Source organism: Saccharicrinis sp. GN24d3 (assembly GCF_052400645.1).
Classification (GTDB): domain Bacteria; phylum Bacteroidota; class Bacteroidia; order Bacteroidales; family Marinilabiliaceae; genus Saccharicrinis.
The window spans coordinates 1-15,232 of sequence record NZ_JBQTGI010000007.1; the positions used below are offsets into that span (position 1 = coordinate 1).

A 15,232-nucleotide genomic window follows, 5' to 3' on the forward strand; every position below is an offset into this window, starting at 1 on the left:
CCCTACAAATTTATGTTTTTAAAATCCAGAACAGGAGAATCCAATATTTGCTCACGCTTTGCAACTCAGAAACAAATACAGCAAGGAAACCATGTTACTTATATTTCGTTTTTGCTTGCTGAGTAGTAACCTAATTTTAATATTTAAATAGTATAACATGCGTTTCTTACATAGGGTATCGCTATTTCTATTATTATTTGTGGCTTTGGGATGCACTAATTTATTGTCTCAAAACGGGCTTCTTTTGGGCGGCGGAATATCAGCTTTGGTACCTAGCAATGGTTTTGAAAATGATAATTTTGGTTTTAACGATGTGGCTAACATAGGCGGCGGGATAAACTTCAGCTCTCTCTGGTTTTTTAACCCTCGGCTGTCCCTGGGCTCCGGGTTAGGATATGCTTATTTTCCAAAAGATGAAGATACCTGGAACCAAAGCAGGAGAGGAGATATTAAAGTGAATTATCAGATGATGAACCTCACGGCCCAAGGCAACTTTTATTTTAACGAAGAAAAGATAAGACCTTATCTGGGCGTAGCTTTCGGTCTCTATTATCTGCGTAATATGGTCGATTTCGATTCCAACTATACAGGTACAAACAACGATGCATCCGTAAGCTATGTAAGCAATACATTTCAGGCAGGTTTTGGACCCGAGGTGGGCTTACTGATAAAAATAATTGGAGAACAGTTTGCCACATTAAGTGTGCGATACACTGTTATCCCCAATATCGAAGCCGAATATTTTCCCGAAGATGATGTAACCATAAACCCCCACGGCAAACAAAACCATTGGGGGTTACAAGCAAAATTATATTTCGGGAAAAAATGATCTTTTAAAACAGTCCATTTACATGAGTGTCCACCTTATCGATGATTGAACTTAAATCCGTTTTGTTTTTGATGAAGTTGTATTCATCCACATTAACTATCAGCAGTTTGCCTTGCGTATATTGTTCAACCCAAGCCTCATAGCGCTCATTCAGCCGCTTTAAATAGTCAAGACGGATACCACTCTCATAATCGCGGCCACGACTTTGGATTTGTTCAACCAGTTTAGGAACCGAAGCCCTAAGGTAAATCAATAAATCGGGTGCCTGAACCAGACTGCTCATTAATTCAAATAAGGAAGCATAGTTGTCAAAATCGCGCTTGCTCATCAAACCCATGTCATACAGGTTGGGTGCAAAAATATAGGCATCTTCGTAGATCGTTCGGTCTTGAATCACGGTCTTGCCCTTTTTTCGAATATCGTTCACCTGCGAGAAACGACTGTTCAAAAAATAAACCTGAAGATTGAACGACCACCGTTGCATATCCTCATAAAAATCGGCCAGGTAGGGGTTGTCATCTACTTCCTCATAATGAGCCTCCCATCCATAATGTTTTGAAAGCAAAGTGGTAAGCGTTGTTTTTCCTGATCCTATATTTCCTGCTATCGCAATGTGCATTTACTATCGATTTTTAGTTAAATTGGGTTCAAAAGTATAAAAATAGGCGCAAAAAAACGTTAATTTCTATCTATGATTCACCTTTCTTGATTGATGGCAATAAGTTCTTCAATTAAATCCCTGTTATTGGTAAGGCGTGGCACTTTGTTTTGACCGCCAAGCTTGTTGTGTTTTTTCAGCCAATCGAAAAAAAGATTTTTTCTGGCGACTTCTATTTTAGGAAACTCCAGCGTAATGTCCCTGTATCTTTTGGCTTCGTAATCAGAATTAATAGCCTGAAGTTCTCGATCTAATTCCTGTGAGAACAATTTAATATCGTTAGGTTCTTTTTCAAACTCTATGATCCACTGATGCTTGCCTTTCTCATCGGTGCTCATATACATTGGCGCGGCGGTATATTCTTTAATGATGGCACCGGTTTTTTTGCAAGCATGGTCAATGGCTTTGTCGGAATTGTCAACAATAATTTCCTCACCAAAAGCATTGATAAAATGTTTGGTTCTGCCAGTGATCACTAATTTGTGCGGATATTTCGAAGTAAACTGCACCGTGTCGCCAACCGCATAGCGCCACAACCCACTATTAGTAGAAATAACAATGGCATAATTGGTATTCAGTTCAACATCCTCAATGGTTAATGCTTGTGGGTAGTCTTTCCCCCATTCTTCCATAGGTATAAATTCGTAAAAAATACCGTAATCCAACATTAACAGCATAGAACTGGAAGCAGGGTCGTCTTGTATAGCAAAAAAGCCTTCAGAGGCATTATAGGTTTCCATATAATGCATATTATCCGAAGGAATTATTTTTTTGTATTGTTCGCGGTAAGGCCCAAAGTTTATGCCACCATGAATAAAAAGTTCGAGGTTTGGCCATATTTCCAGCAGGTTATCTTTTCCCGAAAACTGCAATAAATGTTTTATCAGGACCAGAAACCAAGAGGGCACACCGGTCAATGAGGTAACATTTTCGTTGATGGTGGCTTCGGTCATCTTAACAAGTTTCTCTTCCCACTTATCCATTAGTGCGATGGACTGGTCCGGGGTTCGGATAAAATTTACCCAAAACGGCAGGTTACCAATCAAAATAGCAGACAGATCGCCATAGAAAGAATCCCGGTTGTACTGATTCAGTTGCTGACTGCCACCGAGCGTTAAGCCTTTTCCCGAGAACATTTCCGTTTCAGGATACAACTTATTGTAAATGGCCAAAACATCTTTTCCGCCCCTAAAGTGGCAATCTTCCAAGGCTTCTTTTGAAACGGGAATAAATTTACTTTTTGATGAAGTTGTCCCCGAAGATTTGGCAAACCATTTAATCTCACCCGGCCAAAGCACGTTTTTTCCTCCATGGCGGATTTTATCAATTGATGATTCTATCTGCTCATACTTTTGAACCGGGACACGATTTTGAAAGTCTATGACGGATTTTATGGAGGCAAAATCATAGTATCTACCCAACTCCGTGGCACTCGCCTTTCGTATTAGTTCCATCAGTTGATCTTTTTGAACCTCTTCAGGATTTGATTTAAAATGATCTATTTGTGAAAGCCTGCGAATATTTACTAATGATATGATGGAATTCAGAATTGGCATACGGTTATATTTTAATGGATAAATATAAATATTTTCCCGAAGAAATAAGATGGGCATTTAGGTAATATTAAACGACTCTTTTGTTATTTTAGCAAATGAAAATTATAAACGCATGAATTATTTTGATATTGTTATCGGCATCATATTGGTAATAGCTATTATTAAAGGCTTTAGGAACGGTTTAATAATAGAGTTTGCGTCGTTGGCAGCTTTAGTCCTTGGCGTGTTGGGGGCTATTAAATTCTCAAGTATTACCGAAGATTGGCTGGTGCAACATTTTTCAAGTAATTATATCGGTATCATTTCCTTTTTGGTGACTTTTGTGGTTATTGTGGTCGGCGTTCATCTGGTGGCTAAGCTGGTAGACAGGTTAGTTAATGCCATTGCACTTGGTTTGGTTAACAGGATATTTGGTTCTGCCTTCGCTTTTGTTAAATATGCGTTCATATTGAGCATCCTGCTCGCTATCTTCTCTTCATTTGACAGAACCTTTAACCTTATTCCGGAAGAAACCAGGGAAAGTTCCATTATTTATCAACCTCTTTCCGAGTTTGCTCCAAGAGTTTTTCCTTACCTAAATTTCGACCAGGAGAAAATAAAAGAAAAAGTAGAGGATGCAACGCATGCTACCACGTAGTTATTTAATCAATCCAACATTAAATCGTTTGCCATAATACACACTATAACGCACATATACCATTGTCGGTTACACCGTAAGTTAAAGTGATACCCAATCCATACGTGCCGGCCGATGAAATTCATGATGGCTTTAACCCGCAATATGCATTAGAAATTCTATTACACATTGAAATTACTTTAAAACAAGCCCTTCGTTGCATCACTTCAACTCACCAGAACGATGCTCCCGAAAGTAATCGGGACAAGTGATGCCTCGTTTCAGTGATGCCTTGTTTTATTGTACCTGCCATGTTCATGACGAGCCTATAATACATAATCCGGGTTTAATAATAAAATACTGCTTTGGTTGTTTGGTTTCTGATATTAATATCCAATCTCTACAAAGTTTATTATCTTTGGCGTTTCATAAAAATCAGATATTAAAACATTCAATTATAGAACCATGAACTTTGTTGAAGAACTGAAATGGCGCGGCATGATTCACGATATGATGCCCGGAACCGAAGAGCAACTGCAAAAAGAAATGACCACGGGTTATGTTGGCATCGACCCAACTGCCGATTCTCTTCATATCGGTCACCTCGTTACCGTGATGATGCTTAAACATATGCAGGTGGCCGGTCACAGGCCTATAGTTTTGGTTGGCGGTGCAACGGGGATGATTGGGGATCCTTCGGGAAAATCGGACGAACGTAATCTTTTGGACGAAACCACGCTTCGGCATAACCAAAATTGTATAAAAGAACAGTTAAGCCATTTTTTGGACTTTGACAGTGGCAAAAAAAACCAGGCCATCATGGTAAACAACTATGACTGGATGAAGGAATTCTCTTTCCTGGGTTTTATTCGTGACATTGGCAAACATATTACCGTTAATTATATGATGGCCAAGGATTCGGTTAAAAAACGAATCAGCGGAGAAGGAAACGCAGGACTTTCATTTACCGAGTTTACCTACCAGTTGGTTCAGGGCACCGACTTTTACCATTTGTATAACGAGTACGGATGCAAACTTCAGATGGGTGGTTCCGACCAATGGGGAAATATTACGACCGGAACCGAGCTTATAAGAAGGCTGAGTAAGGATGGTGAGGAAGGCAAAGCTTTTGCCATGACTTGTCCTTTAATTACAAAGGCCGATGGCGGCAAGTTCGGAAAAACCGAATCGGGGAATATCTGGCTCGACCCCAAGCGTACGAGCCCATACAAGTTTTATCAATTTTGGTTAAATGCCTCCGATGAAGATGCAGAGAAGTATATTAAAATTTTCACCCTGCTTTCGCAAGAGAAGGTGGAAAAACTGGTAAAGGAACATGCTGAAGCGCCACATGCACGTGCTCTTCAAAAAAGACTGGCCGAAGAAATTACTGTGATGATACATGGCCGGGAAGCGTATGAGGCATCGGTTGAGGCCAGCCAGATACTTTTCGGGAAATCGACCATGGACGCACTTAAAAAAATTGATGAGGATACTTTCCTTGCCGTTTTTGAAGGCGTTCCTATGTTTAATGTTTCAAAAGACGAATTGGAATCGGGAATTGATATCTTGGAACTTCTTGCTGTACAAACAGAAATTTTCCCTTCAAAAGGTGAGGCACGCAAAACCATTAAAGGCGGAGGTGTCAGCTTAAACAAAGAAAAAATTACAGTCGGTGATATGTCAGTAAATACCGATTATCTTTTAAACGACAAATATCTTTTGGTTCAAAAAGGTAAAAAGAACTTCTTTGTGGTTATTGTGGAGTAACACAACATCCACCTACAATATGCAAACCTTCATCAATAAATTTGGTGGAGGTTTTTTATGACCAATAATTAAAATTACTTTAGGGTTACAGATAATTTATACATTAACCTTAAACGTAAAAAAATGAAAAAGCTATTTCTTTTCGTGGCGATTTCTGCTCTTTTCTCAACCCTTTCAACTGCTCAGTTAAACAGTGGGAAATTACATATATCAGGAGCTTCTGATTTAACATTTACTTCTACTAAAATGAGATTCCAATATGATGGGGAAAAGATGGGCGATGAAGTCTCAAACAAAAATTTCAACCTCAGTCCAACAGTAGGGTACTTTGCTGTGGATAATTTTGCCATAGGATTGTCTTTAACGTATGAATACGATGAGGTAGAGGATTATAAAACAACCACTTCCATTGTAGGACCATATGCCATCTATTACATTGGTTCTTCCAATGTTCGTCCCTATCTAAGAGCTGATTTCGGTATTGGTACTCAAACCGAAAAAGAAGAAGGTTCGGATGAATTTAACATGGATGTTTTTGCTTATGATTTTGGCGGTGGAGTAGCCGTATTTCTGAATGATTTTGTTTCGCTCGACTTTGGATTAGTTTACGCTCATGTAGCTGTATCAGATTCTGACGACTCTAAAGCCAAGTTAATCACCGATGGTATTGGAGTACTTGCAGGCTTATCCGTGTATTTTTAATTCGAGATTAACATAATGACACGTAGATGCCATTAGTGTAGAACTCTACTCTATTTAAATTGACCTCAGTCCTGGCTTTTCTCATTTTTTTGATTCCATGAAGGTACCATAAAATTCCACTAACATATTTAATCTGTAGGTCAGTAACCAATTTTCGAAGGAATGCCTTTGTTCGGCAAGTTGACAAACAAACAATATTTACATACTTTTGGATCTGTATTTCTTTATTATGTGCAACCTAAAAAAATTGGATATGAAAAAATTACTATTAGCAGTGGTTATGATGACAATGGTTTCCTCATTGTCTTTTGCTCAAAACGAAAACATAAAATACGGCGGCGGACTTTCCTTGGGTACCGATTGGGCCGTTGATGGGGGAATGGGTATTGGGATTAACATTAGAGGCGAATATGAGTTTAACGAAGATTGGTCAGTATCTCCCGGTTTCACTTTTGTTTTTCCAAGTTCTGAGGGTGATTTTAAGTTAACGGCCTGGCAATTAAATGCAGATGCACATTACAATTTCTATGAAGAAGGTGATTTTGAATTTTATGGCCTGGCAGGATTGAACTATTCACACGTTAAAGTTAAATATGATGGACCTACTGGCGGATTTGGATTCTCCGCAGAAGCTTCGGATGGCGAAATTGGGATTGATTTAGGTGCCGGAACCAACTACGATATGTTTTTTGGTGAAATAAAATATGATACAGCGTTTGAGCACCTGGCCATAACGGTTGGGGTTCGTTTTTAACCATATTCCCAAAAATTATTAAACCGGCCATGCGCCGGTTTTTTTATGCCTTTTTTTTATCTGGTAATATATGCTTCGTTTTCAAGGTGGTGCCCAATGCATGCATGAATGAAATATTGCACGTTTGGGGTTGGAGACCGAGTACACAGAACATTTTGGAGTTTTCAAGAAACAAGAGGAGCCAATTGTTATTTACGACCGGGTGCCAGACAGCCCCAACATGAACAAAATGCTACTTGAAGATTACAAAGCTACCTTTCAAGTCATAGAACATCTCGTTTCTATTGGGTTGCAAAAATATTGCAACATTGAAAGAAATCAGTCCATGGACATATTAAATATAGATTGGAGGTTAGAGATGAGTTTATCGCTCAACAACAAACTCTAATCTGAACCAGGTATGCAAGGCGATTCGGTTTCTTAGACAAAAAACAATACCCGATCGTGTTTTCTGTGCCGGTGACCACTGGGCTATTGCGCCATTCAATGCTTTATAAAAAAAGCACAGTGTACCGGAAAACCTAACCATTGTGGGGGTTCAGCAATTATTCGATCTCGGAAATTATAGAACCCACTTTAACAACCATTATTATGCGTACACGGCATATCAAAAGACATTCTACCTAAGATAGAGCGACAAAGCATAAAACCCGCTCCTATAATCAGCACACAAAAATTAAAGACAATCGGGGTATTTAAAGAACATTGAATCCTAACGTGGACAAAATATTTAAATTATACGGGTTAATACCCGCTAACATCGCCACCGCCCGACTCGCTAATATTTTTCTTTTTTGGGGAACCCATATAATTTACATCTCCGCCGCCACTTGCCTTAGCCGTTATAGATTCTGATGCAAAAACGTCGATATCGCCACCGCCACTTGCCGAAGCAGTTACATACTTGGCCTTCAATTTTTTGGCATTAATATCCGCCCCACCCGAAGCGGAAGCTGTAAGCTGTTCGGTCGTTCCTTCTACCATAATGTCAGCCCCTCCGCTACAGTTTAGTATTAAACTTTTAGTATCTACCGATAAATAGATATCGGCTCCCCCGTTTGACTTCACATTAAGATGCCCTGATTTTATAACAGAATTTCCTCGTATATCCGCACCCCCATTGGCTGTAATATTTGTAAACTCCGGGGCTGAGACATATACTTTTCTTACATCTTTTAAATTCCATCGGAAATTTCCTTTGACATAAACATGTAAAGTTCCACCTTTTACTTCGGTAACTATTCTGTGAATCTGACTTTTTGAAGCCTCCACCTCCACGCTGCACTCACTTCCTTGTACGATGTATACGTCTAAACCGGAGTTTGCCGTAATTGAATTAAATTTCGCCACTCCCCGCACTTCCCTTTCGTTGGTTCCGCTTTTTGCCAATAAGCTTACTCCGACAAGCAATGTGAATACAGATAATATTACTTTTTTACGTGCCATATGTGTTGTTTTTTATGTTTTGGGTACCTGTGCATTCTGACGTCTAATGTGCCACATAAGTTACAACATTTCAATATTTTTTTTCAAAAATAAACTACTTATAATTTTTACAGAGGCTATTTATTGCTTTACTAAATTCCATTCCTAAGAATTCACCTATTGACATTATAGAGAAAGCTTATTAAATTGAATAGATATTTAAAATAATGGATACCAGATACCATTAAAAAAAACGGGGCGGAACCGAAAAGCCATACGAGTAGGGTTTTTATACTCAGATTATGAAAAAGAATTTAGTTGTTTTATTTGTTGCCATGTTTGCACTTACATCATGTACGCAACGTTTGGTTGATTTCACCATTATTTCAACAAAAAATGTGGACCTAAGCAAAGGGGCCTCCTTTGAAAGAGGTAAAGCAAGGGTCGAAGGTTCTGATAAAGCTTATATTATTATTTTCATTCCCACAGGTATTCCAAATATGAAAGAAGCTATCGACAGAGCTATTGAGAGCGTACCTGGTTGTGTTGCTTTATTGGATGGTGTACTTTATAGTAAATTCTTTTATTTTATTGTTGGCGAAACAAAATATGTTGTTGAGGGAACACCTCTTATTGATCCGTCACTAACTTCTAATTATGAAGACGGCCCCATTTATCGAGTTGTAAAGCTTGACAAAAATGGTGGAGTCTCCCATATCGAAGATATTTCTGCCGACGAGTATTTAGCGTTAAAAAACAAAACCATCAAAGGCAATAACAAGGTTAAATTTGAAAACTCAACTACCCTAAGGTAAAATATATAAAAAGGATTGCTTTTTTGAGCAATCCTTTTTCATAGAATATAAGATTTGTATTTATTCTACCTCCCAAACTTCTCCCGAATTAACCAATTCTTCGAATGTATGTACCCTGGTATTTTTCTGAACCTCATCTAATTGCTTTTCAACACATTCATCGTAACTAAGTCCGTCCGCCGAACGGATAACCCCTAAGGCAACCGGTAGTTCCGGATAATCCATATTGGCTAACTTACGATGCATCGAAACATGATGGGTTTCGGCATCATGTACCAAAATATCATCCATGGTATACCCATCTTCACCAAGGGTAACCGCTTTAATGTTCATACCGTCCATCACCAAACCTTTGTCCCTGTTGGTGCCGAAAATCATTTTTTCGCCATGTTTTAAAACAATGGTCCTGTCCAATTTATGTTCTTTGTCTGTGATGGCCTCATGTGTTTTATCGTTGTAGATCACACAATTTTGCAGCACTTCCACTATGGATGTTCCTTTGTGTTTTGCAGCCTCCTCCAATACTTCCACGGAAAGTTTCAATTCTTTATCCACTGTTCTGGCAAAAAACTGGCTTCGTGCACCTAACGCCAATTCCCCGGGTCGAAAAGGATCTTCCACCGTACCAAATGGTGAAGTTTTAGAAATAAACCCTCGCTTTGAAGTCGGCGAATATTGTCCTTTCGTCAATCCGTAAATTTGGTTATTAAAAAGAATCACGTTGATATCAATATTCCTTCGGATAAGATGAATAAAGTGGTTTCCTCCAATCGCCAAGGCATCTCCATCGCCTGTAATCTCCCATACATGCAAATGGGGATTGGCCACCTTAACACCCGAAGCAACCGCTGCGGCCCTTCCATGAATAGTATGAAAACCATAGGTATTCATATAATATGGGAATCGCGAAGAACAACCGATTCCGGAAATGACGGCCACATTGTGCTGTTCCACGTTTAAGTTGGCCATGGCCTTTTGTACCGAATTAAGAATCGCATGGTCACCACATCCCGGACACCATCTTACACTTAAATCACTTTTAAAGTCGGTATATTTTAATTCACATTGTTCACTCATGACATTACTCCTCCAGTAATTTTTTAAACTGCTCCTTTAATTCCAAAACCGTAAATGGTAAGCCCTGCACTTTGTTGTACTGACGATACTGAATATCAGGAAAATTCATACGCAGGCAATTGGCAAACTGACCTAAATTTAATTCACAAACCAATATTTTTTTGTATTGCTTTAACACGTCATGTGCATTTTTGGGCAACGGATTTATATAGTTAAAATGTGCCAAAGCAATTCCTACACCCTCATCCTGAAGTTCCTCCACTGCGGTATACAAGTGCCCAAAGGTACCGCCCCAGCCAACCACAAGTACTTCACTATCCGGATCTCCTAAAATGTCTTGTTCCGGAATATAGTTTTCTATTTTTTTCACTTTGGCCTCCCGATAGTACACCATCTTCTCGTGACTTTCGGCATCATATGAAACACCGCCTGTATTTTCATCTTTTTCCAAACCGCCAATACGATGCATTAGACCAGGTGTACCAACGGGTGCCCAACAACGAACCAATGATTCGGGATCCCGTTTGTATGGCATCCAACCCTCTTTTTCTTCATCGGGAACACGCTTGGCAACAATCTCGGGATAGTCTGCCAAATCAGGAATCCTCCATGGCTGCGTACCATTGGCCAAAAAACCATCCGTTAACAAAATTACGGGTGTCATGTGTTCAATGGCAATTTTAGCCGCATAAAAAGCATATTCGAAACAGTTGATAGGCGAAGAAGCTGCCATCACCACACACGGGCTTTCTCCGTTTCTGCCATATAAGGCCTGCATCAAGTCGCTCTGTTCTGTTTTGGTCGGCAGTCCTGTTGACGGGCCTCCGCGCTGTACATTTACAATCACCAGTGGCAATTCCGAAATAACCGCCAAACCAATGGCTTCGCCTTTTAAGGCCAATCCGGGACCGGAGGTGGATGTTACAGCCAAATCACCTGCAAAACTGGCTCCAATAGCGGTACATATCCCTGCAATCTCATCCTCGGCCTGAAATACTTTTACACCTAAATCTTTACGGGCAGAGAGTTCTTGAAGAATCTCTGTTGCCGGGGTAATAGGATACGATCCTAAAAACAATTCAAGGTTTGCTTTCTGGGCAGCTGCAATCAAGCCCCATGCAACAGCAGTATTACCATTTAAGTTACGGTACTTCCCCTTTTTAATGGATGCCGGGTTAATATGGTACGAAGGCGTTACCGCTTGGATAATCACACCGTAATCATAACCTTCCTTCAGCACTTTTAAGTTGGCCTCCACAACCAATGGGTTTTTGGCAAACTTTTTCTTAATAAACTCACGTGTATGCTCAAGCGATCGGTCAAACAACCAATACACCAGACCAAGCGCATACATGTTTTTACTTCGCAAAATACTTTTATTATCCAATCCCATATCCTTCAGACTCTCTTTGGTAAGGGTTGTGATAGGGGCTTTAATAATATTATAATCGCCAAGTTTATCCTCGGTAATTGGATCATTTGTGGTGTAACCCGCCTTCTCCAAATGTTTGTCATCAAAACTGTCCACATCCATAACGATGGTCCCGCCCGGTTTTACCCATTTAGAATTAGCCTTTAGTGCCGCCGGATTCATGGCCACCAGCACATCGGCATAATCGCCCGGTGTGTATACCTCCGTGTGGCCAAAATGAACTTGAAAACCGGAAACCCCACCAATGGTTCCTTGTGGGGCCCTGATCTCAGCCGGATAATCTGGAAATGTAGAAATATCGTTTCCAAAAACCGCCGAAGTATTTGAAAACAAGGTTCCGGTCAATTGCATTCCGTCACCCGAGTCGCCCGAAAACCTCACAACGACCTCGTCCCGCTCGATTACTTTTGAACTTCTGCCCATAATTATTTTAAAACTTTATATCAGGATTCTTTATAGATTCTTTCATCATAATTACATAAAATAAAATCCTGCAATAAGGGTCATTGAGGATTCATGTTCTAGTAATTTCCTTAAAAGAATCTGTTAGCGTTAATTGAACAGTAAAGGTAATCGGTATGGAATAACAAAAGCTTGACAGACGTCAGTATTTAAGCGCGAAAACCAATATTTTATGTTCTTTTTCTCCACAACAAATACCAATCCAAAACTGTTTGTTTAAAGATAACTAAACTGATAAGACAATACAACGGATTTTCGAATAAATCAAAGTCATGCTCACGAACATATTATTTGCTAGTAAAAAGCGTAAATTTGCACGAAATGTTGGTTTAAGAATCAATAATAAATTTAAACAAATACTACTAAATTAATGGCACTAATAAAAGAAGTAAGGGGATTTACTCCCAAAATTGGAGAAAATGTATATTTAGCCGAAAATGCCACCATTGTTGGCGATGTTGAAATGGGAAACGATTGCAGCGTTTGGTTTAATGCAGTGCTCAGGGGGGATGTAAACTCAATTCGTATCGGCAATAAAGTTAATATTCAGGATGGATCTGTTTTGCACACGCTTTATGAGAAATCGACCATCGAAATTGGCGATAACGTTTCTATTGGACACAATGTTACCATTCATGGCGCAAAAATAGAGAACAATGTTTTGGTAGGTATAGGAGCTACTGTTCTGGACCATGCCGTTATAGGAGAAAACTCTATCATAGCAGCTAATTCATTAGTCTTAACCGGGACTAAAGTTGAGCCGAACAGTGTATATGCCGGAGTTCCCGCTAAAAAGGTAAAAGATATTGAACCGCAGCAAACCAAGGAAATGATTAATAAAATTGCGAATAACTATCTGATGTACTCTAGTTGGTACAAGGAGGAGTAATTAGGCATTGCTTAGTGAAGCAATGGTCTGTGCTGGTCCGGTTAACTTTTCCAAAGTTAAAAACTTTGGAAAAGTTTGTTTCTTCATATGCTGATTATGAACATTTTCTGAAATCAAACCCATGATTTACAAGATTTACCAATGACATTTACAGATGAATATGTTTTACCTCGATGTCCTCTTTAAAAAAATAACCTGCTGTCTGCTTGAATTTATCGGCGTTTTCGGTAGTATAAAATGACACCTGACCATTTTTAGAGCACTTAGCCTCCATTTCGGGGTGACGTTTAAGGTAATCGGCCAAACTATCGGCAACAATATCACCTTGCGCCAAAATGGTACATGAACCTGGTAAAAACTGTTTTATTTTATCCAGAAGCAACGGATAATGGGTACAGCCCAAAATCACCGTATCAATATCCGCATCCTGTTTTAACAGGTTATTCACGTTTTTCCGGATAAAGTAATCTGCCCCGGCCGATTCTGCCTCACCGTTCTCCACCAATGGCACCCACATGGGACATGCCTCTTGAAAGACCTCCAGTTTTTTCGATTGTTTTTTTAATTCTATTGAATACGAATCCGATTGGACCGTTCCAACCGTTCCTAATACACCAATTTTATGGGTCAAGGTATATTGGGATACCACTTCAACACTGGGGCGAATAACGCCTAATACACGCCTGGTTGGGTCTATTTTGGGCAAGTCGTTTTGCTGGATAGTCCTAAGCGCTTTGGCCGACGCAGTATTACATGCCAAAATAATGAGGTGCACGCCCATTGAGAACAGTTTTTTGACCGCTTCCAGGGTATATTCATACACCACATCAAACGATCGGGTGCCGTATGGTGTTCGGGCATTGTCGCCCAAATACAGAAAGTCGTATTGCGGCAAACGTTTCCGTAGCTTATCTAATACGGTAAGCCCCCCGTACCCCGAATCAAAAACCGCTATGGGCCCTAACTTATTTTCCATTTATTACTTTCCATTTACTTAATAAAAGATAAGCCACAAATAATCTTGCCTCTTTACTAAAGTTGAAAACTTCGGAAAAGATTAAACCAAAAAAGGATGGCTATTTACATAACCATCCTTCAAATATATATTTTTTATATAGTTTCTAGTTAACCGAAGCCGTTAATTTAGCTTTCACCAACTCTTCCACATCCGTACTTTTTTCTGAATGATAGATAACAACCCTGGAACTAACATCAAAAATGTATATAAAACCATTTTCGGCACCTACTTCGTCAATTGCTTTCTGAATTTTTTGGATGATAGGTTGAAGCATTTGTTGCTCCTGGGTTTGTATGTTCTGTTGCGCCAACATCTTAAAGTTTTGCAATCGTTGTTGCAGTTCCTGGATTTCTTTTTCTTTAGTGGCCACAATTAACTCAGGTAAAGAATCCCTTTTATCCATATAATCGGTATACTTGGATTCCAACTCTTCATTCATCACCTTTAGGTTTTCCTCCAATTTTTGAGCTTCTTCTTGTAATTTTTTATCGGCGGCCAGCTTTTCAGGTAGTTCAGATACCAGCTTTTGAATATTAACGTGTCCGAATTTTAACTCTTGAGCAAATGTGCTTGAGCTAAACACAATCACCCCAACAACTAGTAGTAATTTAATCGATTTCATATGTTTATTTTTTTTATTCTTAGATTATTATTTTAATGGTAATTGATATTATTGAATTCCGAGTTTTGCTTTTACCAAGTTGGATACATCAATGCTTTTTTCCGACTTATATACCGCCAGGCCTCCTACTTCTTCAAAAATATATAGGAAACCATTTTCGGCACCTACTTCTTGAATGGCGTTACTCACTTTGTCGAAAATTGGCTTTTTAAGCTCCTGTTCTTTCTGTTGCAAGGTTTGCTGAGAAGTTTGAAAAAAGTTTTGAACCTTGAGATTGCTTTCCTGCAACTCGGTTTCGATGATATTTCTTTCATCGGGCGACATGTTACCTGCCTGCATTTTAGTGAGGTAATCTGTCTGAAGCTTTTTTAAATCTTCCTGCATGGTTGTTAGCTGTGCCTCCAGAGTTTCGTATTGCCCCTTCAGTTGCTCGTCAATTGTTTTCAATTCGGGCATTGCGGATAATATCGCCTGCGTATTAACATGACCGAATTTAAGATTGGATTGTGCCGACACCATCGTAGAACCTATCAAGGCCAATCCAACAAAAAGTTGTTTAATTAGTTTCATAAATCAAGTATTAACATTACACATACCCTCTAGGTAT

Annotated in this window: 16 protein-coding genes; 8 read left to right on the forward strand and 8 right to left on the reverse strand. The window is 39.3% G+C overall.

Features of this window, described 5'->3' with window-relative positions; translation table 11 throughout:
• Nucleotides 1-157: 157 nt before the first annotated feature.
• Complete coding sequence (locus tag ACT29I_RS09595; RefSeq protein WP_444793309.1) at nucleotides 158-829, forward strand: hypothetical protein; 672 nt, start codon at nucleotides 158-160, stop codon at nucleotides 827-829.
• A 4-nt stretch (nucleotides 830-833) separates the two neighbouring features.
• On the opposite strand, the gene ACT29I_RS09600 is transcribed toward ACT29I_RS09595, so the two are convergent.
• Together ACT29I_RS09600 and ACT29I_RS09605 are read right to left on the reverse strand one after the other, a co-directional pair.
• Entirely contained in the window at nucleotides 834-1,448 is a 615-nt protein-coding gene (locus ACT29I_RS09600; RefSeq protein WP_430932055.1) for a deoxynucleoside kinase, read from the reverse strand.
• Between the two features lie 77 nt (nucleotides 1,449-1,525).
• Nucleotides 1,526-3,043 carry a GH3 auxin-responsive promoter family protein gene (locus ACT29I_RS09605; RefSeq protein ID WP_430932054.1) on the reverse strand — a complete coding sequence of 506 codons (1,518 nt, stop codon included), beginning with the start codon at nucleotides 3,041-3,043 and terminating at the stop codon, nucleotides 1,526-1,528.
• Between the two features lie 112 nt (nucleotides 3,044-3,155).
• On the opposite strand from ACT29I_RS09605, the gene ACT29I_RS09610 reads away from it, so the two are divergent.
• The 5 genes from ACT29I_RS09610 to ACT29I_RS09630 all read left to right on the forward strand — a co-directional run bounded on the left by ACT29I_RS09610 (nucleotide 3,156) and on the right by ACT29I_RS09630 (nucleotide 7,273).
• Nucleotides 3,156-3,680, forward strand: a complete 525-nt coding sequence (locus tag ACT29I_RS09610) for a CvpA family protein (protein WP_430932053.1) — start codon at nucleotides 3,156-3,158, stop codon at nucleotides 3,678-3,680.
• A 444-nt stretch (nucleotides 3,681-4,124) separates the two neighbouring features.
• Nucleotides 4,125-5,429, forward strand: a complete 1,305-nt coding sequence (gene tyrS, locus ACT29I_RS09615; protein ID WP_430935576.1) for a tyrosine--tRNA ligase — start codon at nucleotides 4,125-4,127, stop codon at nucleotides 5,427-5,429.
• 123 nt (nucleotides 5,430-5,552) lie between these two features.
• Entirely contained in the window at nucleotides 5,553-6,131 is a 579-nt protein-coding gene (locus tag ACT29I_RS09620; protein ID WP_430935574.1) for an outer membrane beta-barrel protein, read from the forward strand.
• 253 nt (nucleotides 6,132-6,384) lie between these two features.
• Nucleotides 6,385-6,885 carry an outer membrane beta-barrel protein gene (locus ACT29I_RS09625; protein ID WP_430935572.1) on the forward strand — a complete coding sequence of 167 codons (501 nt, stop codon included), beginning with the start codon at nucleotides 6,385-6,387 and terminating at the stop codon, nucleotides 6,883-6,885.
• Nucleotides 6,886-7,105: 220 nt separating this feature from the next.
• Nucleotides 7,106-7,273 (forward strand): hypothetical protein, encoded by a 168-nt coding sequence (locus tag ACT29I_RS09630; protein WP_444793310.1) that lies wholly within the window; start codon nucleotides 7,106-7,108, stop codon nucleotides 7,271-7,273.
• A 356-nt stretch (nucleotides 7,274-7,629) separates the two neighbouring features.
• Here ACT29I_RS09630 and ACT29I_RS09635 read toward each other — a convergent pair whose 3' ends face one another.
• The gene (locus ACT29I_RS09635; protein WP_444793311.1) at nucleotides 7,630-8,331 is read right to left on the reverse strand and encodes a head GIN domain-containing protein; all 702 of its coding nucleotides are present in this window, start codon (nucleotides 8,329-8,331) and stop codon (nucleotides 7,630-7,632) included.
• Between the two features lie 281 nt (nucleotides 8,332-8,612).
• Between ACT29I_RS09635 and ACT29I_RS09640 the strand changes: the two genes are divergently transcribed.
• Complete coding sequence (locus ACT29I_RS09640; RefSeq protein WP_430935566.1) at nucleotides 8,613-9,125, forward strand: hypothetical protein; 513 nt, start codon at nucleotides 8,613-8,615, stop codon at nucleotides 9,123-9,125.
• Between the two features lie 60 nt (nucleotides 9,126-9,185).
• On the opposite strand, the gene ACT29I_RS09645 is transcribed toward ACT29I_RS09640, so the two are convergent.
• Nucleotides 9,186-10,202 (reverse strand): 2-oxoacid:ferredoxin oxidoreductase subunit beta, encoded by a 1,017-nt coding sequence (locus ACT29I_RS09645; RefSeq protein ID WP_430935564.1) that lies wholly within the window; start codon nucleotides 10,200-10,202, stop codon nucleotides 9,186-9,188.
• A 4-nt stretch (nucleotides 10,203-10,206) separates the two neighbouring features.
• Nucleotides 10,207-12,057 carry a 2-oxoacid:acceptor oxidoreductase subunit alpha gene (locus ACT29I_RS09650; protein WP_430935562.1) on the reverse strand — a complete coding sequence of 617 codons (1,851 nt, stop codon included), beginning with the start codon at nucleotides 12,055-12,057 and terminating at the stop codon, nucleotides 10,207-10,209.
• Nucleotides 12,058-12,466: 409 nt separating this feature from the next.
• Between ACT29I_RS09650 and ACT29I_RS09655 the strand changes: the two genes are divergently transcribed.
• A complete protein-coding gene (locus tag ACT29I_RS09655; protein WP_430935560.1) occupies nucleotides 12,467-12,985 on the forward strand; it encodes a gamma carbonic anhydrase family protein in 519 nt (172 codons plus the stop codon).
• 148 nt (nucleotides 12,986-13,133) lie between these two features.
• On the opposite strand, the gene murI is transcribed toward ACT29I_RS09655, so the two are convergent.
• The 3 genes from murI to ACT29I_RS09670 form a co-directional block, all read right to left on the reverse strand.
• Nucleotides 13,134-13,961, reverse strand: coding sequence for a glutamate racemase (murI, locus tag ACT29I_RS09660; RefSeq protein WP_430935558.1), 828 nt, complete (start codon nucleotides 13,959-13,961; stop codon nucleotides 13,134-13,136).
• A 145-nt stretch (nucleotides 13,962-14,106) separates the two neighbouring features.
• Entirely contained in the window at nucleotides 14,107-14,625 is a 519-nt protein-coding gene (locus ACT29I_RS09665; RefSeq protein WP_430935556.1) for an OmpH family outer membrane protein, read from the reverse strand.
• 48 nt (nucleotides 14,626-14,673) lie between these two features.
• Complete coding sequence (locus tag ACT29I_RS09670) at nucleotides 14,674-15,195, reverse strand: OmpH family outer membrane protein (protein ID WP_430935554.1); 522 nt, start codon at nucleotides 15,193-15,195, stop codon at nucleotides 14,674-14,676.
• Between the last annotated feature and the right edge of the window lie 37 nt (nucleotides 15,196-15,232).